General features: G+C 68.5%; 27 protein-coding genes and 1 pseudogene. 18 read left to right on the top strand and 10 right to left on the bottom strand.

Annotated elements, in window-relative coordinates; translation table 11 throughout:
• Nucleotides 1–52 precede the first annotated feature (52 nt).
• Nucleotides 53–1,549 carry an FAD-dependent monooxygenase gene (locus CA984_RS27740; protein ID WP_086576473.1) on the bottom strand — a complete coding sequence of 499 codons (1,497 nt, stop codon included), beginning with the start codon at nucleotides 1,547–1,549 and terminating at the stop codon, nucleotides 53–55.
• Between the two features lie 203 nt (nucleotides 1,550–1,752).
• Between CA984_RS27740 and CA984_RS49350 the strand changes: the two genes are divergently transcribed.
• Nucleotides 1,753–2,049, top strand: a complete 297-nt coding sequence (locus CA984_RS49350; protein WP_423229329.1) for a LysR family transcriptional regulator — start codon at nucleotides 1,753–1,755, stop codon at nucleotides 2,047–2,049.
• 342 nt (nucleotides 2,050–2,391) lie between these two features.
• Nucleotides 2,392–2,730 carry a LysR substrate-binding domain-containing protein gene (locus tag CA984_RS27730; protein ID WP_133061790.1) on the top strand — a complete coding sequence of 113 codons (339 nt, stop codon included), beginning with the start codon at nucleotides 2,392–2,394 and terminating at the stop codon, nucleotides 2,728–2,730.
• Between the two features lie 13 nt (nucleotides 2,731–2,743).
• Here CA984_RS27730 and CA984_RS27725 read toward each other — a convergent pair whose 3' ends face one another.
• Together CA984_RS27725 and CA984_RS27720 are read right to left on the bottom strand one after the other, a co-directional pair.
• A complete protein-coding gene (locus CA984_RS27725; protein WP_207621056.1) occupies nucleotides 2,744–3,883 on the bottom strand; it encodes a DUF3500 domain-containing protein in 1,140 nt (379 codons plus the stop codon).
• On the bottom strand, nucleotides 3,880–4,965 hold the full coding sequence (locus CA984_RS27720) for a zinc-dependent alcohol dehydrogenase (RefSeq protein WP_086576471.1): 1,086 nt from the start codon (nucleotides 4,963–4,965) through the stop codon (nucleotides 3,880–3,882). Before CA984_RS27720 ends, CA984_RS27725 begins: the two co-directional genes overlap by 4 nt.
• Before the next feature lie 236 nt (nucleotides 4,966–5,201).
• On the opposite strand from CA984_RS27720, the gene CA984_RS27715 reads away from it, so the two are divergent.
• Together CA984_RS27715 and CA984_RS27710 are read left to right on the top strand one after the other, a co-directional pair.
• Nucleotides 5,202–5,987, top strand: a complete 786-nt coding sequence (locus CA984_RS27715) for an SDR family oxidoreductase (RefSeq protein ID WP_086576470.1) — start codon at nucleotides 5,202–5,204, stop codon at nucleotides 5,985–5,987.
• 16 nt (nucleotides 5,988–6,003) lie between these two features.
• Nucleotides 6,004–6,936: a dihydrodipicolinate synthase family protein gene (locus CA984_RS27710; RefSeq protein WP_086576469.1), complete on the top strand. Its 933-nt coding sequence runs from the start codon at nucleotides 6,004–6,006 to the stop codon at nucleotides 6,934–6,936.
• A gap of 63 nt (nucleotides 6,937–6,999) precedes the next feature.
• Here CA984_RS27710 and CA984_RS27705 read toward each other — a convergent pair whose 3' ends face one another.
• On the bottom strand, nucleotides 7,000–7,587 hold the full coding sequence (locus tag CA984_RS27705) for a TetR/AcrR family transcriptional regulator (RefSeq protein ID WP_207621055.1): 588 nt from the start codon (nucleotides 7,585–7,587) through the stop codon (nucleotides 7,000–7,002).
• Between the two features lie 269 nt (nucleotides 7,588–7,856).
• On the opposite strand from CA984_RS27705, the gene CA984_RS27700 reads away from it, so the two are divergent.
• The 7 genes from CA984_RS27700 (at nucleotide 7,857) to CA984_RS46480 (ending at nucleotide 12,254) form a co-directional block, all read left to right on the top strand.
• Nucleotides 7,857–8,246, top strand: coding sequence for a nuclear transport factor 2 family protein (locus CA984_RS27700; protein WP_086576467.1), 390 nt, complete (start codon nucleotides 7,857–7,859; stop codon nucleotides 8,244–8,246).
• A 162-nt stretch (nucleotides 8,247–8,408) separates the two neighbouring features.
• Nucleotides 8,409–8,618 carry a hypothetical protein gene (locus CA984_RS27695; RefSeq protein ID WP_086576466.1) on the top strand — a complete coding sequence of 70 codons (210 nt, stop codon included), beginning with the start codon at nucleotides 8,409–8,411 and terminating at the stop codon, nucleotides 8,616–8,618.
• A gap of 617 nt (nucleotides 8,619–9,235) precedes the next feature.
• Nucleotides 9,236–9,586: an ArsR/SmtB family transcription factor gene (locus CA984_RS27690; RefSeq protein WP_086576465.1), complete on the top strand. Its 351-nt coding sequence runs from the start codon at nucleotides 9,236–9,238 to the stop codon at nucleotides 9,584–9,586.
• Nucleotides 9,586–10,044: an SRPBCC family protein gene (locus CA984_RS27685; RefSeq protein ID WP_086576464.1), complete on the top strand. Its 459-nt coding sequence runs from the start codon at nucleotides 9,586–9,588 to the stop codon at nucleotides 10,042–10,044. Before CA984_RS27690 ends, CA984_RS27685 begins: the two co-directional genes overlap by 1 nt.
• Before the next feature lie 29 nt (nucleotides 10,045–10,073).
• On the top strand, nucleotides 10,074–11,498 hold the full coding sequence (locus tag CA984_RS27680; protein ID WP_086576463.1) for an MFS transporter: 1,425 nt from the start codon (nucleotides 10,074–10,076) through the stop codon (nucleotides 11,496–11,498).
• Between the two features lie 17 nt (nucleotides 11,499–11,515).
• Complete coding sequence (locus tag CA984_RS27675) at nucleotides 11,516–12,034, top strand: pyridoxamine 5'-phosphate oxidase family protein (protein WP_086576462.1); 519 nt, start codon at nucleotides 11,516–11,518, stop codon at nucleotides 12,032–12,034.
• 55 nt (nucleotides 12,035–12,089) lie between these two features.
• Nucleotides 12,090–12,254 carry a hypothetical protein gene (locus CA984_RS46480; RefSeq protein WP_165781438.1) on the top strand — a complete coding sequence of 55 codons (165 nt, stop codon included), beginning with the start codon at nucleotides 12,090–12,092 and terminating at the stop codon, nucleotides 12,252–12,254.
• Nucleotides 12,255–12,423: 169 nt separating this feature from the next.
• Here the strand turns inward: CA984_RS46480 and CA984_RS27670 are convergent, their stop codons facing one another.
• A complete protein-coding gene (locus tag CA984_RS27670; RefSeq protein ID WP_086576461.1) occupies nucleotides 12,424–13,074 on the bottom strand; it encodes a TetR family transcriptional regulator in 651 nt (216 codons plus the stop codon).
• Nucleotides 13,075–13,141: 67 nt separating this feature from the next.
• On the opposite strand from CA984_RS27670, the gene CA984_RS27665 reads away from it, so the two are divergent.
• Complete coding sequence (locus CA984_RS27665; RefSeq protein WP_242676205.1) at nucleotides 13,142–14,092, top strand: zinc-binding dehydrogenase; 951 nt, start codon at nucleotides 13,142–13,144, stop codon at nucleotides 14,090–14,092.
• Between the two features lie 474 nt (nucleotides 14,093–14,566).
• Nucleotides 14,567–14,824, top strand: a complete 258-nt coding sequence (locus CA984_RS27660; protein ID WP_278249067.1) for a tyrosine-type recombinase/integrase — start codon at nucleotides 14,567–14,569, stop codon at nucleotides 14,822–14,824.
• A gap of 316 nt (nucleotides 14,825–15,140) precedes the next feature.
• Here the strand turns inward: CA984_RS27660 and CA984_RS27655 are convergent, their stop codons facing one another.
• The 3 genes from CA984_RS27655 to CA984_RS27645 form a co-directional block, all read right to left on the bottom strand.
• Nucleotides 15,141–16,637 (bottom strand): FAD-dependent monooxygenase, encoded by a 1,497-nt coding sequence (locus tag CA984_RS27655; RefSeq protein ID WP_086576459.1) that lies wholly within the window; start codon nucleotides 16,635–16,637, stop codon nucleotides 15,141–15,143.
• Nucleotides 16,638–16,720: 83 nt separating this feature from the next.
• Nucleotides 16,721–17,323: an acyl-CoA-like ligand-binding transcription factor gene (locus CA984_RS27650; RefSeq protein WP_165781437.1), complete on the bottom strand. Its 603-nt coding sequence runs from the start codon at nucleotides 17,321–17,323 to the stop codon at nucleotides 16,721–16,723.
• Nucleotides 17,324–17,667: 344 nt separating this feature from the next.
• Nucleotides 17,668–18,591, bottom strand: coding sequence for an AraC family transcriptional regulator (locus tag CA984_RS27645; protein ID WP_086576458.1), 924 nt, complete (start codon nucleotides 18,589–18,591; stop codon nucleotides 17,668–17,670).
• A 113-nt stretch (nucleotides 18,592–18,704) separates the two neighbouring features.
• On the opposite strand from CA984_RS27645, the gene CA984_RS27640 reads away from it, so the two are divergent.
• On the top strand, nucleotides 18,705–19,256 hold the full coding sequence (locus tag CA984_RS27640; protein WP_086576457.1) for an NADPH-dependent FMN reductase: 552 nt from the start codon (nucleotides 18,705–18,707) through the stop codon (nucleotides 19,254–19,256).
• Nucleotides 19,257–19,450: 194 nt separating this feature from the next.
• Nucleotides 19,451–19,771, top strand: a complete 321-nt coding sequence (locus tag CA984_RS47345) for a nitrilase-related carbon-nitrogen hydrolase (RefSeq protein ID WP_207621053.1) — start codon at nucleotides 19,451–19,453, stop codon at nucleotides 19,769–19,771.
• A gap of 244 nt (nucleotides 19,772–20,015) precedes the next feature.
• Here the strand turns inward: CA984_RS47345 and CA984_RS27630 are convergent, their stop codons facing one another.
• A complete protein-coding gene (locus CA984_RS27630; protein WP_086576456.1) occupies nucleotides 20,016–20,711 on the bottom strand; it encodes an SDR family oxidoreductase in 696 nt (231 codons plus the stop codon).
• A 111-nt stretch (nucleotides 20,712–20,822) separates the two neighbouring features.
• Between CA984_RS27630 and CA984_RS27625 the strand changes: the two genes are divergently transcribed.
• Both CA984_RS27625 and CA984_RS27620 read left to right on the top strand, forming a co-directional pair.
• Nucleotides 20,823–21,398 carry a TetR/AcrR family transcriptional regulator gene (locus tag CA984_RS27625; RefSeq protein ID WP_086576455.1) on the top strand — a complete coding sequence of 192 codons (576 nt, stop codon included), beginning with the start codon at nucleotides 20,823–20,825 and terminating at the stop codon, nucleotides 21,396–21,398.
• A gap of 170 nt (nucleotides 21,399–21,568) precedes the next feature.
• A complete protein-coding gene (locus tag CA984_RS27620) occupies nucleotides 21,569–22,462 on the top strand; it encodes a LysR family transcriptional regulator (protein WP_086576454.1) in 894 nt (297 codons plus the stop codon).
• A 171-nt stretch (nucleotides 22,463–22,633) separates the two neighbouring features.
• Here CA984_RS27620 and tnpA read toward each other — a convergent pair.
• A pseudogene (gene tnpA / locus CA984_RS27615) lies at nucleotides 22,634–23,001 on the bottom strand (IS200/IS605 family transposase).
• Between the two features lie 75 nt (nucleotides 23,002–23,076).
• On the opposite strand from tnpA, the gene CA984_RS27610 reads away from it, so the two are divergent.
• Nucleotides 23,077–23,324, top strand: a 248-nt coding sequence (locus CA984_RS27610) for a helix-turn-helix domain-containing protein (RefSeq protein WP_165781436.1), incomplete at its 3' end; no start/stop codon positions are given.

The raw sequence follows: 23,324 nt of genomic DNA, 5'->3' as shown, positions 1-23,324 counted from the left end.
GTCATACCTGAGGCTCCGCTTGTTGGGGGGGTGGTGGGGACGCGGGGCGGGCTCAGGTGGCGAGCTTCGGCAGCATCAGCTGGGCATGCGTGTCCAGGACTGCATTCCAGTCACCATGGGCGACATAGGCGACGTAGCCGTCCGGCCGTACAAGAACATGAGTCGGCCCCTGGATGCCGTAGCTGCGCGTGAGCCCGGGAGCGGCGCCGGACGGGATCGCCACGGTCGTGAGCGGCGCGCCCGTGTCCGGCCAGTTGAGGTGTTCCAGGGCGTCAATGGCCGCATCTCCGATCGCGATCAGCGTGAAATGCGGGCCACGGAACAGGTCGAAGAGCCGCCCGGAATGCCCCAGGGCATCGGTGTAGCGGGCATCCGGCGCGCGGTCACCGGCGCCGACGGCACCCTCCTGCCGCTCGGTGGCGGGGGCAGCGTAGCTGAGCGTGAGCTGTCTTTCCTCGTCACCGCGCTTGACGGCGGTCAGGGGCCGGTCGCTCATGCCCGCGTAGAGTTCGCTGGACAGGCCGAGCACCCGGGCGGCGACGGGTTGCCGCTCTGCCTCGTAGCTGTCGAGCAGGGCATCCGGTGCGCCGGCCAGCACTTGGGCCAGCTTCCAGCCGAGGTTGTAGGCGTCCTGGACGCCGGTGTTCAGCCCCTGGGCGCCCGTGGGCGGGTGGACGTGGGCAGCGTCCCCCACGAGGAAGACGTTCCCGGATCGGTACCGTTCGGCCAGGCGGATGTTCGGCCTCCAGACCGAGGCCCAGTGGATTTCCCGTACATGCAGGTTGGCCAGGCCCACGAACTCCTGGACGAGCCGGTCCACCGCCGCTTGGCTCAGGTCGGCCTTCTCGTCGGGGCGGAGTTTGAGCATGAGCTGGAACTTCTCGCTGCCGGGCAGCGGGCACAGCGCCATGAAACGGCCGTTGTTGCGCGGCCAGACGTGCCAGCGTTTACGCGACAGGCCGCTGAGCGTCACATCGGCGACGATCATCCGGTCGGTTTCGTCGGTCGTGCCGACGAAGTCGATCCCCGCCGTGAGCCGTACGGTGCTGGCGCCTCCGTCGGCGCCCACCAGGAATCGGGTGCGGATCTGCTCGGTGCCGCCCGGCCCCTCCACGGTGACGACGAGGCTGTCGGCGTCCTGCTGGTAGGACGGCAGGCGTGTTCCGTACTCCACGGTGCCGCCGAGCTCCTCCAGGCGGCGCCGGATGCACGCGTCGGTCTCGAATTGCGGCACCAGCATGGTGTTGGGGTGGGGCACGTGCTCGGTCGCCTTGTGGCGCCGGTACATCACCCAGGGCAGGGTGAGCGGGCCGAGGTGGAGGCCGAGCAGCGGGTAGAAGGTGCCGCGCGATTGCAGTTCGGGCAGGATGCCGAGGTCGTCGAACACCTCCAGGGTCCTCGGCTGTACTCCCTTGGCGCGAGAGCCCGCGAAGCCGTGCTCGGCCGCGTTGACAATGCGGTGGTTGACCCCGCGACGCTGCAGGTCGCAGGCGAGCGTCAGGCCGGCGGGCCCGGCGCCCACGACGAGTACATCGATGTGGTTGTTCATACTTGTCACCTCTCAGACGAGACGCTCCGACGTCCTGCCGCCGGTCCTCCGGAAGGGGCGTACGGCCTGCGTTCCCGGTCCTGCGGATCGGTCGTGCGCGGCCAAGCGGCAGGGCCCACCCTCATTTCGGCTACAGCGTATCCGTAATGTTGCGGGATGGACAATCGGCGTCCCCGGCGATGTGAGCCGGATCGGCGCCTCCTATGGTCGGCGTGGCTATCGAAGGGGGTCCAATACCGGCTTCGACTAGGGGTTATAGGCCATGCCTATGGCTTAATGCGGGGTTCATGCGCCTTCGCCAGCTTGAGTACTTCATCGCGATCTGTGAGCATGGTTCGTTCAGCGCGGCGGCGAACCAACTCCTGGTGGCTCAGCCGTCGTTGTCGCAGCAGATCAGAGCACTCGAACGTGAGCTGGGCGCCGAGCTTCTCGAGCGGGGCGTCAAGGGGTCGGGCTCACTGCGGCCGGCCGGGTGTTCCTGCCGAGGGCGCAGACGGTGATCGGAGCGGTCGAGTCGGCCCGCAAGTCGGTGGCGGACCTGGTGAGCGGCGAAGAAGGAGAGCTGCACGTACTGACCATCCGGTCGGTGGCCTCCGGAATCCTGCCCGTGAGCATGGTGCGCTGGCACGAGCAGTACCCCGGCACGGTGCTCCGGCTACACGACTACTCCCATCGCAAGGACCTGGAGGCGGCCATGCGCGAGGGGCGGGGCGATCTCGCGATCGGACCGCGACCGGGACGGCCAGGTGGTGTCCCTCGGTTTCGAGAGCCTGGTCGTTGCCGGACGCGGTCCCTACAACGCCGAGCGCGCGACGGCAGCGGAACTCGCCACCGCAAAGTGAGTGCACTACGAGCCCGAACAGGGAATGACGGAGGTCCTCGACTGGGCTGCACGCTGTCTGGCCTTCAGCCCGCGCGTGGTGGCGCGGGTAGGTCAGGTGACGGCCGCGCTGCGGCTGGCCGTCGAGGGCGTCGGGTTCACTGTGATCCCGGCCAACGCTGTCCCGCACGGGTGGAGCCGGCATGTACGGCAGGCCGAGCCGCCTCTGTACCGAGAGATCGTCGCCTACGGCCGGGGCTCGATGGCGCAGTTGACCCGGCGGTTCGTCGATCTGCTGGCTTCAGTGGAACTACCGCTGGTCAGCCGTACGGAGCTGCCGCCCGACGCTCTGATCCGGTGACATGTCGCATTCTTCACACGGCCAGGTGCGAGGCGAGCGGGTCGAGACCGAAGTCCCTGCCGGGATCGCGCCACACCGAATGCGCGTGGTTGGCGCCCCGTTGTGTGTTGTCGTACTCGCCGAGGAGGCCCGGGCCGGTAAGGCGGTAGTAGTGCGGCCGGCCGGGGGTGAGATCGCCGGACCAGCCGAAGTGCACGGCATCCAGCTGCTCGTCCTCGGCGTAGCGGCGGCGAAGCGCGGCCGCGACCGGTTCGGGGGAACGGTCGGTATAGGCCGAGATCAGGTTGCGGAGCAGGGCGCGCTGCTCGGTCCGCAGATCGGCGGCGGCGATGCCAGGCGAGCCCAGACCGAGCGCCATCCGCTCATGGTCTGCCGGGGTATAGCCGGACCCGGCCTCGGCGGCCTGGTCGATGCGGTCGACGAGAGCGGCCAGGTGCGGAGTCGGCAGAGGGCCGCGGAACAGCTCCTGCATGTGCATCATCCGGTCTCCCCGGCCCAGCCGCGCGCGGTTGCCCGAGACGATGTCGGAGATCGCCCGCGGGTGCAGCAGCGCCCTCGCCCGCTCCCGCTCTCCCAGCGACGTCATCAGCGTCCGGGCGAGGTCCTCCATCCCTCCGAGCGGGCGCAGCTCACCCACCAGCAGCGGAGATGCCGCCGGGTCGGCGCCGACGAACGACGGCGTCGCCGCGGCGATACGTCCCTCGCGCACCAGCAGGTTGACCGACAGGTGGTGGCCGCCGAACCGCCAGCCCCAGGCGGGGGAGCCGGGATACCCGAAGACGCGCACCCAGTACAGGCCGGGGTCGCGGCCGCGGACCCGGCCCCAATCCGCACTCCACCCCTCCACCTCGTCCAGGACGTTCTCCAACCCCAGCACGCTGCAGGCGGTGACGTAGGCCCGCCGGGTCAGGCCGGTCGCCAGGAGCTGCATGGCCAGGCTCTGCTGCCGCGGTGACAGTTCGCCGAGCGCAACCCCGCCGTGGTCGGTGGGGGTGTAGAACCACCGCACTCGCTCCGCCTCGACGTCTGGGGCGCCGAAGGGAGCCCGGCAGGCGCGCGTCCGCGTTTCCGGATCGAGGGAGTCGAGCAGGTCGGTTGCCAGGTGGGCCATCCGGTGGACCAAGGTCTGCTCCCCGTCACGGTGCTCGCTCATCTGTCTGAAATGTCCAGCATGACCTTGAGGGCGTCGCCACGGCGCTCGGCGTAGGTGTCGAACGCCTCCGACACCGCATCGAGGGAAAAATGGTGGGTCACCAGGCTGTCGGTGTCGATTCGGCCTTGGCCGGCCAGCGACAGGGCCCGGGCCACCGAGCCGGCGCCCTCGCCGCGGACAGTGTGGATCGTGATGCCGTTCATGACGGCATGATTGAGGTCAGAGGTGACGGGCTGGTCGAAGAAGCCGACCAGGACGACGCGTCCTCCCCGCCTGACCATCCGCAGAGCGTCGTCAACCGCCGAGCCGGCCCCCGAGCACTCCAGGACGATGTCCACGCCATGCCCGGCCGAGGCAGCTCTGACCGATGAGACGGCATCGCACTGGTGGACATTCAGCACGAGATCGGCCCCGTACGCCTTGCCGAGCTTAAGCCTGGACTCGCGCGTGCCGGCCAGCGCCACCAGCTCCGCTCCCAGTTGCTTGGCGACCTGTACGGCGAGCAGGCCGATCGGGCCGGGGCCGAGGACGGCGACCCGCGCTCCGGCCAGCAGGTCGGCCAGGACGTCGAAGGCGTGCATCACGGTGCCCGCGGTGGTCAGGACCACTCCGGCGTCGAAGCTGAGGCCCGCCGGTAGATGATGCAGCGTGGCGACGTGGTTGAGGGCGTAGTCGGCGAACCCGCCGTTGACCGTCATGCCCTGGGTCCGGTGACCCCTGGCCCTCACCCCGTAGTTAAGGCAGTCGGTGTAGGCGCCACGCAGGCAGTTCGCACACCTCATGCAGCCGCGGTGGGCTTCGGCCACCACGCGGTCGCCGATCCGGAACTCGTCCACCGCCGAACCGGCGGCCACGACGACACCGGCATATTCATGGCCGGGGACGAAGGTGTCGGCCTGCGGGCCACCGTCCTTGAAGAACGCCCTGTTGCGGATCTTGAGGTCGGTGCCGCAGAGCGAGGCACGGCGCACGCGCACCAACACGTCCTCCGGCCCGGGTTCGGGCACCGGAAGCTGTCGAATGCGGACCTGACCGGGCTCACCGAGAACGGCTGCCCTCATCACGTCCGGGACCATGCTCATCCCGGTGGCTCCTCACTGTCGCGGGCGTCGGCGTCCACAGTGTGGGGTTCACGCTGCCGCGGAGTCCAAGACCATTGTCAGCTCCTCCCGATAGCCGGCCCCTATGACTCGGGGCATAGCCCTCACCTATGGCAGGCGGCAACTATTGGTCTTTGCCGAGCCGGCGCTCGGAGCGCTTCAGTGTTAGCGATCGAGATGCGCCCGTGCCCGGTGCCGGCGCGATGAAAGGAATCCGAGTGGACCTGGGTATCGCTGGACGGGTCGCGCTGGTGCACGGTGCGGGAGGCGGACTCGGCGTCGCCGTCGCTCGGTTGCTCGCGGCCGAGGGGGCAGCACTCGCCGTTGGCGACCTCCGCGGCGACGCCGCTGAAGCGACGGCCGATCAGATCCGTGACGCCGGGGGCAGGGCCCTGGCCCTCACCTGGGACCTCAGTGACCTGGAGGCGGTCGGACCCAACGTCGCCCGCATCGAGGAGGCACTCGGCCCGGTCGACATCCTGGTCAACAACACCGGCGGTCCGCCGCCCACGCCGGCGCTGGGGCTGAACCGGGAGGCCTGGACCGACCACTTCCGGTCGATGGTGCTGTCCGTGATCGCCATCGCCGACCGGGTCGTTCCCGGCATGTGCGAGCGCGGCTGGGGACGTGTGGTGACCAGCACCAGCTCCGGAGTGGTGGCCCCGATCCCCGACCTGGGCCTGTCCAACTCCCTGCGTACCGCGCTCGTCGGCTGGTCGAAAACCCTGGCTCGGGAGGTGGGCGGGTCAGGCGTCACCTGCAACGTCGTGGTCCCCGGGCGGATCGGCACGTCCCGCGTCCACGCCCTCGACGAGAACAGAGCGGTCAGGGAGGGCAGGACCGTGGCCGAGGTGGCCGACGCCAGCACCGCCTCGATCCCCCTCGGCCGGTACGGAACCCCCGAGGAGTACGCCGCCGTCGTCGCCTTCCTGGCCGGCGAACCGGCCGCCTACGTCACCGGATCCTTGGTGCGGGTCGACGGCGGACTCATCCCCAGCATCTGAGCTCCGAGGAAGCCCCATGTCGTTGATCAGCAGGACCACCCGCGGCGTCTACACGATCGTCCCGACCCCGTTCCACCCCGGCGGAGCCCTCGACCTGGACTCCCTGCGACGCCTCGTCGACTTCTACGAGGAGGCCGGGGTTGACGGTCTGACCCTGCTCGGGCAGATGGGGGAGGCGCCGAAGCTGACCCAGGCCGAGGCCTTGGAGATCGTCGCGACGGTGGTCGCCAGAACCGCCCTGCCCGTCGTCGTGGGCGTCTCGGCGCCCGGCTTCGGCTCAATGCGAGCGCTGACCTGCGAGGTGATGTCGCTGGGGGCGGCGGGGGTCATGGTCGGCCCGCCGCACACGCTGCGCACCGACGACCAGATCGTCGGCTACTACACCGAGGTGGGCGAGCAACTCGGCACCGACGTCCCGATCGCCGCACAGGACTACCCGCTCACCTTCTCCGTCGTCATGTCCGTGCCTGTGCTCACCCGCATCGCCCGGGAGGTGCCATCGGTGGTGATGCTCAAGCACGAGGACTGGCCAGGCCTGGAGAAGATCAGCGCGCTCCGGATGGTGGAGGCAGCGGGCGAGATGCCGCGGCTGTCGATCCTATGCGGTAATGGTGGGTTGTTCCTCGACTTCGAGATGCAGCGCGGCGCCGACGGCGCGATGACGGGCTATTGCTTCCCAGAGCTCCTGGTCGACGTGGTGCGTCTGGCTGCCGATGGCCGCACCGACGAGGCGCACGACCTGTTCGACGCTCACCTTCCCCTCATCCGCTACGAGCAGCAGCCTGGCACCGGCCTCGCGGTCCGCAAATACATCATGATGCGCCGAGGCCTCCTGCGCGCCGACACCCAGCGATCGCCTGGCAGATCGCTCAGCCCGGCCGAACGCGCCGAGGTCGACCTTCTGCTCCTGCGGCTGGGCCGCCTCGACGCGCGGGCGGTATCGCCCTGAGTGTGATGTGGTCCCGGACCATGCAGGACGGACGACGTCCTATGCTCTGTGGCCGTCGAGGATTCAGTTGAGGCCGACGACGAGGAGGGCCAGCCCGAAACGAAACTCTTCCTCGAAGGGGACCGTGGTGAGGCCCTCGGCGGCCGAGATGGTCGCCGGATAAGCGACCGGATCGAGGCCGCGGTAGAAGGCCAGGAGCTGCGGGGCATCGGGGCCGGCCGAGGCCGTACCCAGCTGTTGTACGGCGAAGCCGATCACATAATGGCCAACGGCGGTGAACGCTCGAGCGGCCAGATCGACGGGAAACCCGTGACCGAGCAGGAGCCGCAGCACGCGTTCGCGGTGGGTCAGCCCATTCGGGCCGACCGGCACCTGGGCGACCAGCAGCGGCAGGACGTGCGGGTGGCGACGCAGGGTTGCGTACAGCGCCTCTGCCACAGAGGTGATGGCCTCCTGCCAGGTAGCGATGCCGTCGAGCTCGCAGACCTCCACCTCGCCAAGAACCCGGTCGACGACGTGGACCATGAGCTCGTCCTTGCTCGCGAAATGGCGATAGAGCGTAGCGGTGCCCGACTCCAGGGCCTCGGCGAGCATGCGCAGCGAGAAGGTCTGCACGCCGACGTCGTCGACGAGTCTGAGCGCGACCGTCACGATGTGATCCACATCCAGCGGCGGGCGGCCCCGCCGCCGGGCTATCGGTGCCGGAGGGCGGTTTGCCCACCAGGCAGAGCTCCCTGGCCTCTGTGCCGAGGTCGAACTCATCAACCCCTCCGTTTCTTTCGGAGTCACTGTGATCAATGGATGCATGAAACAGACAGGCTTGACCCTCCGACCAGGGTGATCACGCGGCCGACTCTACGAATTCAACCTGTTGTACTCTGTTCACTTCGTGCGGGATTGATCACTGGAGAGGGTTCCTCATGACCGACCACACCACCCTCATTGACGAGCTGGCCAAGGCCGAACAGCGCCTGCAGGCGGCACAGCTCGCCGGAGACGTCGAAGAGCTGGACCGGCTGCTCGACGAGCGGCTCGTCTTCACCGGACCGCCGGACAACCAGTGCCACCCGGATGCCAAGCAGCTCGATCTCCACAACCACCGCTCACGAACACTGGTCCTGACGAAACTCCTCCAGGAAGACCTCACCGTGCTCGTCGTGGGGGAGACCGGCGTCACCTGCTTCCTCGGCACGCTGGAAGGCAGCGTCGCCGGAACGCCGTTCGCCGGACGGATGAGCTACACGCGGACGTGGGTTCACACGGACGAGCACGGGTGGCGCATCCTGGCCGCCCACGCCAGTCCGGCGTAAGCGGGTGCGCAGCACAGGCTGACTGGCCTGCCGAGTACACGGCGTACTTTCGACAAGCCTCGGCCGAGGAAGTTGCGGGCTCCCGCCGTCCGCCTTCTTCGGGACTGTACGGGTCTTCGGCTCTGGCTCAGTTTCGGTGGTGACGGAACGTGATGATCCGTCGTGGCCAAGGTCGAAGTCCGGGCCGAGCCCATCGTGGTGCAAGCGGAGACGCGGGCTGGCACTGTGACGGTGCTGTTCCCGCAGCTGAACTGTCTGCGTCTGGAGCAGATCGCAGGCATCGGCAATGGCCTGCGGATTCTCGCGCGGACCGGCACCGAGCTGGTGGCATGTCATCGGTGTGGGACGGCATCTTCGCGGGTCCGCCACTGATACCGACTGCGGCATGACCCGGCCCGCATCCGGGTCCGGCGGTTTTCTGGCTTTCGTTTTCCTGACCTCGGTGGTGCTGCAGTAGCTGTTGGGCTACTCGCCGACAAAGACCGGCGTCGCCTGACCGCTGACGACCCTGACCGCCTTCGTGCCTGCCCTGTTCGCCGCGGGAAATGGCCGTCGGGTTCTTCGCACCGTCGGGCCAGGTCGACGAGCCCAACGGCCTCGAACCGCTTGGCGGCTTTCAGCCGTAACCGCTCCCGCCGTTGTTGCTCCTCGGGCGTGTATCCGCCCCGCTGGCCGTATCGCATACCCCCGGCATACACCCGCCACAGCAGACCGTCACGACCTCACGGCTCTGCGAGTTCACGCTGTGTATGCCCCTGACCTGCTCCGATATGAGGGCGCCACAGGACTGGTGTGCCGGTTGGCAGATACGGCGGGCCGAGCCGAAGATGCCGCCGACCTTGCCCAGGTCTCCGCTTCGGCGCAGGTCAACGGCATATCCGCTGGAAATTTCTTCATTACCGCCGGGCCCCCGGATCGGACCACCATGATCAGGTCATTGGTTAAGGAAGCGCTTGACTATAGGTGGGCGCCGACTCATAGTTAAGGACATGCCTAACTATGGCGGATCGCTGGATCGGGTGTTCCAGGCGCTGGCGGATGAAACGCGCCGGGCGATGGTGCAGCGCCTGATCCGCGGGCCGGTGTCGGTCAGCGAACTGGCCAGGCCACTGGAGATGTCGCTACCGGCGGTCATGCAGCACATCCAGGTGCTGGAAGCCTGCGGGCTGGTCAGATCCGAGAAGATCGGCCGCGTCCGCACCTGCCGCATCGAGCCGGACGTGCTGCGGACGGCCGAGGACTGGCTTGCCGAGCAGCGCACGTCCTGGGAACGGCGCCTGGACCGGCTCGGCGACTACCTGCTCGATGATCCCGGCACACCGGAGCAAGGGAGCTTGTGATGATCGACCGTTCTGTCACGCACGCCACGTTCACCCTGGAACGCCTCTACCCGGCCACGGTGGCCCGGGTGTTCGCCGCATGGGCCGACCCGGAGGCGAAGGCCCGCTGGTTCTCCACCCCCGATGCGGACCATGAACTGGACTTCCGGGTCGGGGGGCGGGAGGTCGACCGCAGCCACTCGGACAGCGGCCTGTCGATGACGTTCGAGTCGTTGTACCGCGAAATCGTCCCAGACGAGCGCATCGTCTACACCTCCATGCTGCACATGGGAGACGACCTAGCGACGGCGTCGCTGACGACCGTGGCGTTCTGCCCGGCCGATGGGGGCACCCGGCTGGTCCTCACCGAGCAGGGCACCTTCCTCGATGGCCGGGAGGAGCCCTCCTGGCGGGAACTCGGCACCGGCGACTGGCTCGACGCGCTGGGCGTCGAACTGGGTGCGGCAGGGCACGAGTGAGCCCGCGGGCGGCCGCCTTGAGGTGGCGGGTGCTGGTGTTGCTGGGCACGGCGTTCTTCATGACCATCCTGGACGGCACCAGCCTGCTGACCGCCCTGCCCGCCATCGAGCGGGAGTTCCGGGCACACGGCACCGTCGTCAACTGGGCGGTCACGGCCTACGCGCTGGCCTTTGCCGGCCTGCTGCTGTTGTGCGGCCGCGCCGCGGACCTGCTCGGCCGCCGCAGGGTCTTCCTGGCCGGAATGTCGCTGCGCGTGCTGGCCTCGCTGGGATGCGGGTTCGCTCCGTCGGTAGAGGCGCTGGTCGCAGCCCGCGCTTTGCAGGGTGTGTCGGCCGCCATCATCGCCCCCGCAGCCTTGTCCATGGTGATGAACGCCTTCGCCGAAGGCGCCGAGCGGAACAGGGCACTGGGAATCTGGGGCGGGATCGGAGGATTCGGTGCCACCGCCGGGCTGCTGCTGGGCGGCCTCATCACCGATACGCTCGGCTGGCAGTGGGTCTTCTGGATCAACGTCCCGGTCGGGGTGGTGGTGCTGGTTCTCGCGCCGGTGATGCTGATCGAGAGCCGGAACCAGGCGCGTGCCCGCTCTTTCGACCTGGCCGGGGCGCTGACGGTCACTTCGGCGCTCGCGCTGTTCGTCTACGCCATCACCGGCGTCCCTGACGTCGGGTGGTCCAGCCACCACGTCCTCGGGCCGCTGGCGGGTGCGATGGCGCTGACCGGCTTGTTTGTCGTGATCGAACGGCGGTCCAAGGCGCCGCTGGTGCCGTTCGGGGTCCTGCGGTCGCGTTCCCTGGTCGGCGGCGACCTCCTGCTCCTCGTCACGGGCATGGCGGTCGACGGCATGCTCATCGTCCTCACCGCCCACGCGCAGTCGGTGCTCGGCTGGTCACCCGTGCGGTTCGGCCTCACGGCCGCGGTGATGACCGTGGCGGCCGTGGTCGGCGCTCTGGTCTGCCAACGGGTTGTGACCAGGGTCGGCGTGCGTCCGGTCGCGACCGTCGGCACTGCCCTGCTCGGCGGAGCCTGCCTGCTGCTCACCCGGGTGGTGTCCGAGCACAGCTCACCGCAACTGCTGACTTTTGCCCTGCTGGTCTTCGGGGCGGGCATGGGCACCGCCACCGTCTGTGCCCAGATCGCCGCGTTCACCGGTGTCGCCGAACGGCACTCCGGTCTGGCCGCCGGACTCGCCGATACCTGCTTCGCCGTCGGCACCGCCCTCGGCGTAGCCATCGCCGGCAGCGTTGTCGCCGCGCACGCACCCACGCCTGTGACCGCCGGGCCGCAGACGCTGGTTCCCGCTCATCAGACCGCGTTCGGCGTCGTCGGCCTCGTCGCGGCACTGGGCGTGGTCATCGCTCTGGCCATGCTCGGCAGGCGATCGGCACCGGTCACCAAGGAGACCGCGGCGCCTCCCGTTGACCAGACCGTGCCCGACCGCATTCCCGCCTGACCCATTGAGGAGCTTCCATGTCCGACCGTGACCCGGTTGCCGAGCTCGGCCCCTTCAGCGACTCCGGCGCCGACGCGACCCCCTGGCCGACCGCACTGCGTGAGCTCCAGCAGGCGCGACTGTTCTGGCTGTCCACCGTCCGCCCCGACGGCCGGCCCCACGTGACACCGTTGCTGGCCGTCTGGACCGGCGGCGCCCTGTACTTCGCCACCGGCGACCAAGAGCGCAAGACGCGTAACCTCCACGGCAACCACCACTGCGTCATGACAACCGGCACGAACGTCCTGGACGGTCTCGACATCACCATCGAGGGACGTGCCGAGTCGGTGCGCGACCCGACTGAACGCAGCACCACCGCCGACGCCTACGAGGGCAAGTACGGCGACCTGCTGACGAGCCCGGACGGCACCTGGCACGGCCTCGGTGACACCATCCGCTCCGGCAAGATCCTGCTGTACCGCATCGACCCGGAGACCGGATTCGCCTTCGGCAAGGGCGAGGCGTACAGCCAGACCCGCTACCGCTTCCAGCACTGACCGTTGGATTCCACGGCCGCGTGTCAGGCGGCCGAGCACCGGCCACCCTCGCAGAATGGGGGTGCCGGGCTCGCTCTCGCGCATCCAGCACGACGTGGCCATCATGTCCCCTTACCAGGAGGACAACGTACGCCGCTTCGGCGACTACATCTACGATCTGAACGCGCCGCTGGAAGACATGGAGGTCCACTTGCACCTTGGCGAGGAGGCTGCGGCGTAGATCTGTGCCGCGGGCTCGGTCGCAACACGCGGAGCCGAGGTTGGGCTCCCATCGGGGCGGCGGGACTACGAGAGTCGCGGGTCTCGCCGCCGGCCAGAGGATCTAACCTGAACCTCCTATAGCTGCGGTGAGCCGCCACCCATCGCGGATTTCGCGTTGCACCCGCTTGTCAGGCCATGCTGAAGGTGAGTGCACCGGGGAGGACAGCGAAGACCGACCGCAGTTCGGCCGCGAGAGCCGCGTGGGTAGACGTACCGGGGTTGGCTGTCCAGGCCCGCAGCGCGGCGTGGAATGACGCGACCACCAGGTCCAGTGCCAGCCTTGGCCGTGGGTCTGCAGGGTCCAGGCCCAGCCTGCGCTGCAAGGTCGCCTCGATGGCCGCGCTGGTGCGGTCGCAGTACTGGAGCCCGTACGCGGTGATCGATGGCGTCCGCTCGGCCAGTTCCCGGCTCCGCCGTACGCGGGTCACCCAGGCTCCGCTGTCGTCCATGCGCGCGAGCGCCACGAGCAACGCCTCCTGCAACACCTCCAGGACGGGCGCGCCACCGAATGACAGGTGCTCGACGTCGTCTCGCAGGCCGTTCCACAGCGCCTCCAGCGGAGCGGAGGCAACCTGTTCCTTGCTGGCGAAATTCCGGAAGAAGGTGCGCTTGGAGACCTCGACGGCCTCGCACAACTCGTCGAGGGTCACCCCGTCGAAGCCGCGCTCAGTGAAAAGCGCGAGGGCCGTATCGACCAGCGCAGTCCTGGTTCTGAGCTTCTTACGCTCCCGCAGCGAGAGCGTTTCGGGCGCGGACATGGAGGAGATGTCGGCAGTCATCTTCCAAGTGTAACGGGAACGCAAATGCCTTCCATGGGCTTATGCTCCTGAGTGGCACTTTGAGTGGATGTCTGAGGAAAGGATCGCCATGCGCGCCCTGATCGTTGATCGTTCCGTCCCCGGTGGCCTGCGGGTGGGGGAAGTTTCCGAGCCTGTGCCCGCCCCCAACCAGGCACTCGTCCGGGTCACAGCCACCTCGCTCAACTACGGCGAGGTCAAACACGGCATCGAGACAGCCGCAGAGGGGACGGTGCTCGGCTGGGACGCCGCCGGAGTCGTCGTCCAGGCAGCGGCGGATGGGTCAGGGCCCGCCGTGGGGACCCCCGTCGTGACCCTCGACGAGAGCGGCGGCTGGGCCGAGGTCCGCGCCGTGCGTACCGACTGGATCGGCGTGGCGCCCGAGCGCGCGGAGCCGGGCGCGATCAGCACCATCCCGGTCGCGGCCGGCACCGCGCTGCGCGCGCTCCACCGAATCGGGCCTATCTTGGGGCGCAGGATCCTCGTGACCGGCGCCACCGGAGGCGTCGGCCGCTACGCCGTCCAACTCGCCCGACTCGGCGGCGCACAGGTGATCGCCTCCACCGGCGACCCCGCCAAGCATGGCAAGGCGTTGCGTGCTCTGGGCGCCCACGAGGTAGTGACCGGTCCTGCGCAAGCCGGCGGCGGGTTCGACGGCGTGCTCGACATGGTGGGCGGCCCGCAACTCGTGGAAGCATTCGATCAGCTCGGTCAGGGAGGCACGCTGGTGGCAGTCGGGCACTCCACAGGTGATGGCGAGAGCTTCCCGTTCGGCGCCCTGTTCAGCGGACCAGGACGTGACGATCGCTCGATCGTCACGTTCATGCTGCTGTTCTGTGACGGGCTGGACAGGGACCTGGCCTGGCTGGCCCAGCAGGTCGCGGACGGAGTGCTGAGCCCCGAGATCACTTGGCGCGGCAACTGGAACGATGTGCCCGAGGCGGTGAGCGCTCTCATCGAACGCCGTCTGCACGGCAAGGCGGTGCTCGACCTCGCCTGACGGCCCTGCCGTCTCAGGAGCCGGCTCCGACCAGGTCAGGTCCGCGTGATGCGGTCGGCGCCGGTCGGAGCCGGTCACGAGAACCGCAGGATTGTGGTTCCTTTGCCACATGCTCGACGGATTGGTCTACCCATCGGCCGCTGTGGTCGCTGAACTTCCTGGTGATCGGCCTGTTGGTAAGGCTGGCGCCACCGGCCGCCATCTGTGGCATTGCCCCTGGTGAACCCCTTGATCCGAAGGGGTGGCGGGAAATGCCGAGTCTGTACAGAAGCGGCAATTTGAGGCTGGAGACGCACGCAGACACCCCGCTGAACACCGGCGAACAAGGCGAAATGCCGTCGCCATCCAGCAACTGGGCACTTCCGGCTCGCAAGTGGCGGCCGGTGGCGGCAGCCTTACCGACACCCCGAGTACGGAGACCTCGACTCCGACTACGTGTTCGTCAACCTCTGAGGCCGGCCCTATGGTCACCCGCTGGCCTACCCGGCCGTCTATGACCTGGTGCGACGGTTGCGCCGGCGCACCGCGATCGACTTTGACCCGCACTGGTATCGGCACACCGCCGCGACCCGGATGCTGCGTGACGGCGTCCCGATCGAGATCGTCTCTAAGCTGCTCGGTCACGCCGACGTGACCACCACGTCCAGCGTCTATGGACACCTGACGGTCGAGGACGCCCGCAAGGCGATGGAGGCAGCGGGCTGGTTCACCGGTCGAGAGGTGCAGCTGTGACTACCCCGATCCCGATCATGGCAGCCGGCTCGACCCCGAGTAACTGATCGCTTCATAATGCCGTTCGGAGCCGTCGGAGGAAGATGATGCTGCAGGCGCCCCCGGGCGGGTCGTGCGGGAGCCGAATCCACCCTGATCGGGCCTGCCCGCCGGCCGGCACCTCTCTTTGCTCGTCGGGGCATGATGAGCATCGGAACGAAAAGTCCCCTTAGTGGAATGGATCAGACCGTCCTACTGTGACTTTCCGTTCGGATGCGTTCGATGGGCCTGTTTCCGCACGCCGCAGCTTTGGCGGCGAGAGGAAGCGCACTCCGGGTCATCCCAGCCATCGTTGGATCGCCGCCCGGAGCGATGCGCGGGACTCCGCGTCCGGCTGCGGGACGTCGGAGGCCCACGCCACGTATCCGTCGGGCCGCAGCAGCAGCGCCGTGCATGGTACGGCGGATCCGGGCAGTGCCGCGGTCGCGGGGTATCCCCAGTCACCGCCGGTGAAGTCGATCAGGTGCGGGCGGCCGTCCCGGATCAGCTCGGCGAGCCGGACACCGTCTTTGAGGTCCAGGTCGGGAGCCCACCGACCGGCCAGTGGATGGTTGACGCCCACGTCGTAGCGGGCGTCAGCGCCCGACATCAGGTCGGCGATACGGCGGACGTTGTGCGGGTCGCTGAGGAGTTCGGTGAACAGCGCGCGCAGGCCGGTGACCTCGCTGCCTGGGGCGATCAGTGCGGACTGTGCGCGCGAGGACATGACCACCCGCTCGGCGACCGGGCGTCGCTCGGATTCGTAGGTGTCGAGGAGACCGGTGGGGGCCATGCCGCGCACGTCGGCCGCGAGTTTCCAGCCGAGGTTGACCGCGTCCTGCAGGCCGAGGTTGAGTCCGGGCCCGCCGATCGCCGCGTGCACGTGGGCGGCGTCGCCGACCAGAAGCACGCGGCCGTCTCGGAAACGCTCGGCCAGGCGGGTGTTGCCGCCGTTGAGCTTGCGCATCAGGTGCGGCCCCTGGCCGTCGGGCGGGCCGAAGGCGATGTCGACTTCGAGCACGCGGCGGGCGCTGGCCCGCAATTCCGCGAGCGTGAGCGGCCCCTCGGCGTCCTGCCCGTTCCACTCCATGGTGGAGATCAGCGGTGCGGGGGCGCCCGGCAGGGGCGCGTACACGAACAACCCGTGTTCGGTCCGGTGGTGCAGGAATGGCGGGATGGGTCCGTACCCCGGAATGTCGAGGCCGCCGGTGACCGGATCGACGAGGTCGGCCGGCACGACGGCATGCGCGGTGCGCGCGATCGTCTCGTCGGTCGTCACGCCGGGGAAGGCGATCCCGGCCAGCTTGCGTACGATGCTGTGCCCGCCGTCGGCGCCGATCAGGTAGCGGGTTTCGATCGTGTACGGCCCGGCCGGCCCGCTGACCTGGAGGGTCACGCCATCCGCGTCCTGGGTGAATCCGGTGAGCTCGTGACCGCGCCGGATCTCGACATGGAGTTCGACGGCCCGTTCTTCCAGCATCCGCTCGATCCTGAGCTGCGGGACCGGAAGGAGGTAGAGGGGGTTGTCGTCCAGCACACTCAGGTCCAGGGGCAGCGCGCCGAAGACGAATCCGGGGGCGGGCAGGGGTGGGTCCTGATTTCCGGTGAGCCGCTCGTACAGGCCTCGCCGGTCGAGCATCCGTACCACCTGGCCGACCAGGCCGTTGGCACGGTTCTCCTGGGTGCGCTCCGGCAGGCGCTCCAGGACCAGGGGGCGGACTCCGGCCAGGCTGAGCTCGCAGGCCAGCATCAGGCCGTTGGGCCCGGCTCCGGCTATGACGACATCGGCGATCATGGTGCTCCTTGTGGGCATGACGAATCGACCGGCGGCAGGCCGGCTGATCCTCTACAGGGAAGACGGGAAAGGTCTGGGAAGGGTCAGGGCGTGGGCAGGCCGGCGGCGACCTGGCCGAGAGCGTCGCGCAGCAGTTCCTCGAACGGCGCCGGCGCATCGCCGTGGAGCCACAGATGGATGGCCGCGAGTATGGTGGCGCCGACCGCGCCGGCGACCAGGTGCGGATACAGATCACGATCGGCATGGGTGCCGGTGCGCTCGGCGACCGCCGCGGCCAGCACATCCAGCGCGGCCGTGTGGGCTTTGAGGAACTCGCCCCGCTGCTCCGGATGCTGGGTCATCAGTTTGACCCCGGCGCTCCAGCGCTCGTCGGCCGGGCGCTCGGCCTCCTGCATGCCAAGCGCGAACCGGGCGAACACGGCGTTGGTGATGGCCTCCCACAGGGGTTCGTCGTCCGGCCTGGACCTCAGCTCGTCGGCGATCTGGACCGCCCGGTCGAAGTGCCTGGCCGCGATCGCCTCGCCCTTGCTGGAGAAGTAGTTGTTAAATGTGCGGTGCGAGACACCCGCCTCGGCGGCGATGTCCTCCACCTTGACGTTGTCGAAGCCACGCTCGACGGTCAGCTTGATCGCCGCCCAGCTCAGCGCAATCCGGGTTTCTTCCTTCTTGCGCTCTCTCAGCCCCATGCGCACACTCTACCTAAATTTGCGAACCACGCAAATATGCGAGCCACGCAAATATGCGTAGATCGCATGTATACGGCGCCCTTGCTTCGGGTCCAGCCGAGATGCGGCCGATACCGGCCATGGGTTGATCTTGAAGGCGCTCACCTGGGAAAGAACGCGGCACCGGGACAGCCAAACACGGCCTCGGATTCCGAGAGGCACCGATCTCCGGATCTGCTTTGAGATCGGACTTCCGGGATTCCGCCTCCCCGGGCAGCGGAGAAGCCCCGACCCATTTCCGAGATTACGAACATGATCGGCTGGTGGCCGCCGCTGGCCCTACCTCGGCTGGACCCGAACCGGGCCTAGGCCACTGCGACTCGGCGGCGGTACCGGCCGGGCGCCACGCCGAACTCCCGCTTGAAGGCGTTGCCGAAGGCGAACTCCGACCCGTACCCCACTCGCTCGGCCACCTCCGCCACCGACGCGTCGGACTCGCGCAGCATGCGCGCCCCGCTCGCCAGCCGCCACCAGGTCAGGTACGCCAGCGGCGGCTGCCCGACCAGCCCCGTGAAGCGGCGGGCGAAGCCGGCGCGCGACATGCCCGCATGGGCGCCGAGCGACTCGACCGTCCAGCGGCGGACCGGGTCGCGGTGGATGGCGTCGAGCGCGCGGCCGATGGCGGGGTCGGCCAGCGCGGCGGCCCAGCCGGACAGCGTGCAGAGCTCGTCCTGGGTCTCGAAGTAGGCTCGCAGGACGTACAGCTGCAACATGTCGAGCAGGGACGACACGACGGTGTCCGTGCCGGGGCGCGGGGTGTCGATCTCAGCGGCCAGCAGTTCGACGGCGGCCCTCAGCTCCGGATGGCTGCCGAGCGTCGCGGGCAGGTGGATCACGCCGGGCAGCGAGCCCAGGATCGGGTGCGTCCTGTCGAGGTTGAGCCGGTAGCCGCAGGACAGGATCACGGTCTCGGCCCCGGCGCCACCGAAATCGGCCGAGGCGAACAGCTCGGAATGCGGATCGCAGTCCGACTCGACCAGCGGCCTCGCGGGATCGTCGGCCAGCCCGAACGGGTCGCCGTGCGGCAGGAACACCAGGTCGCCCATGCTCAGCGGAACGGGCTCGCCATCCGGGGGAATGAGCCAGCAGGACCCGCGCAGCATCACCTGGAAACCGGCGGACCCGGGCGCCGAGCGGAACGACACGCCCCAGGGCGCCCGCCAGGAGACACGGGCGGAGGTGGGGCGCCCGCACCGCATGAAGGCCACTACGTCGCTCAGCATATCCATGTGGCGAGTCTATGGCATGAGACGCTGGCGTATAAATGTTGGACAGCAGAGCATTCAACATCTCAGTAAGTCTCCCTAGGGTGGTTCGCGTAACCAATCGAGGGAGCATTGACATGCTGAAGATAGGCATCATCCTGGGCAGCACCCGTCCCGGCCGCAACGGCGAGGCGGTGGCGCACTGGGCCCGCGATCTGGCGGTCAAACGAGGCGATGCCGAGTACGAGCTCGTCGATCTGAAGGACTACAACCTGGGCAACCTGGACGAGCCCGAGCACCCCGCCATGGGCGACTACCGGCACGAGCACACCAAGCGCTGGTCGGCCAAGATCTCGTCCCTGGACGCGTTCGTGATCGTGACCCCCGAGTACAACAACTCATACCCCGGCGCGCTCAAGAACGCCCTCGACTTCCTGTACGCGGAATGGAACAACAAGGCGGCCGGTTTCGTCGGCTACGGCGTGGACGGCGCACCCCGGGCGATCTCGCACCTGCGGCACGTCCTGGGCCTGCTCAGCGTGGCCACCGTGTCGGACCAGGTCGGGCTGTCGATCCACACCGACTTCGCGGACGGCTTCAAGCCCGCCGCCGCCCACGAGGACCGGCTGAACCGCGTCCTCGACCAGGTCCTCGCCTGGGGCTCCGCCCTGCGTCCACTCAGGGGGTGAGCCAACGGGCGGGTGCCCCGCCGGTCGCCGTCAGGCGGCCACCCCGGTCCGGTACAGGCGCTCGATCGCGTCGGTGCCGGCCCCCGGGTCCAGCCGAGGTACGGCCAGCGGCGGCCACCAACCGATCATGTTCGTGATCTCGGAAATGGGTCGGGGCTTCTCCGCTGCCCAGGGAGGCGGAATCCCGGAAGCACGTGATCTGCGGATCACTGATCCCCGACGCCGGACAGTGGTGGAACGCCTCCCTCGTCTTCGCCCCCGAAGGTGAGCGACACACCTATCGGAAGATCAACCTGGCGATGAACGAGCGCGGCGTGCTGGCTGCCGGCTCCGCCCTTCCCGTGCACCGGCTCGCGCTTCCCGCGGGAGAGGTCACCGTCGGGACGCAGATCTGCCGGGAGATTCGCTTCCCCGAGCAGTGGCAGCACCTCGCCCGCTGCGGCGCGCAGATGCTCGTGTATCTGACGAATGCCGCCAACCCCGCCGAGCCGTACGGGGTTGGCGCAGCCACCTGATCAGCCGGGCGGCCGAGAACCAGCGATGGGTGCTGTCGGCCAACGTCGCCGATCCGGTCACCCACTGCCCGACGATGATCGTCTCCCCGAGAGGCGAGGTCGTCGCCGAGACGGCCGGCGGGGAACCCGCCGTGCTGCGCGCGGTGATCGACACCGGCGGCGCCGGTGACTGGTATCTCGGCCAGCGCCGCCACGCGTCAACCGCCCCCCCAGCGGCCCCCACAGGCGCGAACGGCACACCCGGTCAGGCGAGGCGAGCCAGAACGGGGCCCTGTGCCAGGCCCTGGCGGACCTGGCGGGTGAGATCGTCGGCCAGGATTTCCGGCTGGCTCTTGGCGAGACCGTCGAGTGCTTGGGCGGCGACGTCGGCGGGGTCGGCCTTCGGGACGCCGGGCATCCCGGCGGTCATGTCGGTGTCCATGAAGCCGACGTGGAGCGCCGAGACGCTGATTCCTCGGGGCTGGAGTTCCTCGCGGGCTGCGTCGGTCAGGGCCCATGCGGCGGCCTTGGCTGCCGCGTACGCCCCGGCCCGTGCCGGGTGCATCCACGAGATCACCGACAGGATGTTCAGGATCGCGCCGCCGCCGTTGGCCTCGATGACCGGCGCGAACGCCCGTGTGACGGCAAGGGGGCCGTAGAAGTTCGTCTCCAGTTCCCGGCGCACCGTGTCGATGTTGCCGGCGATCAGCGGCGTACCGGTGGAGATCCCGGCGTTGTTGACAAGAAGGTTCGCGTCGGTGGCGATCTGAGCGGCGGCCCGGATTGATTCGTGGTCGGTGACGTCGAGCCGGAGCGGGGTGATGCCTGGCAGGTCCAGCTCGTCAGGGCGGCGTACTGCCGCATAGACCGATGCTCCGCGCTCCAGCAGCTGGGTCGCCAGGTGACGTCCCAGACCCCGGTTCGCGCCGGTGATGACCGCGATCGCGCCGTTCAGTTCCATGTCTGCCTCCTTGAGCGTGGGCCCGGCCTCGGACCTCAAAATAGATTATGTATATAATCTATAGCAGGAGCGTAGAATAGATGATGTCCAACATCCAACGAGGGGGAGCGAATGGGGCGCAGATCACAGGCGCAGGCGCAGCAGAACCGCGAGCGTGTCGTCGACACGGCGTCCCGGCTCTTCCGCGAGCAGGGCACCGAGGTCAGCGTCGCCGACCTGATGAAAGCGGCCGGACTGACCCACGGCGGGTTCTACAAGCAGTTCGCCTCCAAGGAAGCGCTTATCGGCGAGGCGACCGCGCACGCCTTCGATGAAAACGCCCGTCTGCGCGCCACCGCACTCGAACGGCACGCCGGGGACCATGACACCGCCCAGCGGGCGTTCATCGACGCCTACCTCTCAATCGGGCACCGCGACAACGCCGCGGACGGCTGCCCTGTCGCCGGGCTTGCCGTCGACATCGCCCGCGGTCACGGCGACACCGAGGCTCGCCGCGTCTTCACCGAGCAGGTCGGCGACACCGCCGCCTGGCTCGCCACCGAAGGCCATGACGGCATCGCCCGGCTGTGCACCATGGTCGGCGCCCTCGTCCTCGCCCGCGCCACCACAGGCAACCCGCTGTCCGAAGACATCCTCGCCGCCGCACGCGCGATATTGACCGGCACCAGCAACCAGTTCGCCCCGTAGGCGGCCACCCCGCGGGTGGGTCGTCGAGGCAGTTTGCGTTACCACACCGGTTTGCGCTCGTGGTGCGGATGTCCCGATTTGTGTGTCGAGGAATCCAATACGGTGAACACCCGAAAAACGATGAATCCTGAAAAATCATCTTCAGTGGGAGTAGACGGGGCAGGCCAGGCGTGGAACTGCGAGACATCGAGATCTTCCTGACCCTGGCCGAGGAACTGCACTTCGGACGCACCGCCGCCCGCCTGCATGTATCACCCGCCCGCATCTCCCAGGCGATCCAGAAGCAGGAGCGGCACATCGGCGCGCCGTTGTTCGAGCGCAACAGCCATACCGTACGGCTGTCGCCGGTCGGGCGGCAGCTGCGCGACGACCTCCGGCCTCTTTACGCCGGGCTGAAGGACAGCATGGAGCGCGCCCAACTCGCCGGCCAGGGCATCATCGGCACCCTGCGCGTCGGTATGTTGCCCGCCAACGCCTACGACCTGCGCCCTTACTGGGATGTCTTCCGCCTGCGGCACCCACGGTGGAAGCTGCGCGTCCAGAAGAGCCAGTTCAGCGACGCCTTCGCCGCGCTGCGCCGCGGGGACATCGACGTCCTGATCGCTTGGCTGCCCATCGACGAGCCCGACCTCACCGTGGGACCGGGCCTGTTCGCCGAGCCCCGGGTGCTGGCCGTCTCCACCGGTCACGAGCTCACCCGCCACACGTCAGTCTCCTTGGAGATGGCCGCCGACTTCCAGCACCCGCAGTCCGACACCCGGCCCGACTACTGGTACGACGCCGCCATTCCGCGCGAGACCCGCCGCGGCCGCACGATCGAGCGTGGCCCGCTGGTGCATGACACGGAAGGCGCCATCACCCTCGCCAGCATGGCCGAGATCGTTGTGCTCTTCCCCGCCCACATGACCCGTTACTGGATACGGCCGGACATCACCTACCTGCCGGTCACCGACATGGGGACGCTGCCGTACGCGCTGGTGTGGCGCAGCGAGACGGAGAACGAGCCCATCCGCGCCCTGGCCGAGGTCGTCCGCGATCTCGGCCCCCTCGCGCCACAGAGCTGATCGCCGAACAGCACGGTGAACCCAGAAGTGTTGGGCGGTCCGGACGTCATCAGGTGCAGCAGTACCTTGGGTCGAGCCGTGGCTCATTTCAGCGTTGTTTAGCGAGGAACCCCAGGCGTTCACGCCCGGGAGGAATCGCTTCCCGGCCCTGGGGGTGTGAACGTCCGGTCGTCAGCCCGGGCATTTCTGGTTTTCGATGTACTCCTTGATGATGCTCAAGGGTGCGCCGCCGCAGGAGGCGGCGAAATAGGACGGTGACCAGAAATGGCCGCCCCACAGGTACGTGCGGACGTGAGCGGGTACTCCTTGCGCAGTAGCCGGGCAGACACGCCCTTGAGGCTGTTCACCAGCGTCGAGAGGGCGACTTTGGGTGGGTAGTGCACGAGCAGGTGCACGTGATCCTCCTCGCCGTTGAACTCGACCAGCTGGGCGCCGAGGCTGCCGCACACCTCGATCATGATGTCTGCGCAGCGACGCAGAATCTCGTCGGTGAAGGCCCCGCACCGATACCTGGAGGTGACGACCGAATGCGCGTGCAGCGTGTGGACAACGGTTCGGCCCCGGCGGAGGTCGGAGTCGGGTTCCCATCACGATGACATAGACCAAAGGATAGTGTGGGCGATGTGAAGCTGGCGGTGCGGGTGAGACTCCTGCCGACGCCTGAGCAGGCGGCGGCGCTGGAGGCGACCCTGCGCGCGGTCAACGACGCGGCCACCTGGGTGGCGGCGCTCGCCCACAGCCAGCGGGTATTTCGCAATTACGACCTGCGCAAGCACGCCTACGGGCAGATCAAGGACAACTACGGGCTGGCGGCTCAGGCCGCGCAGCACGTCATCAAGAAGGTCACCGACGCCTACGCCAC

The organism is Streptosporangium minutum (genome assembly GCF_002149035.1).
In the GTDB taxonomy this organism is placed as follows: domain Bacteria; phylum Actinomycetota; class Actinomycetes; order Streptosporangiales; family Streptosporangiaceae; genus Streptosporangium; species Streptosporangium minutum.
The sequence above is the reverse complement of the archived record's forward strand: the minus strand, read 5'-3'. Positions and strand labels throughout refer to the sequence as shown.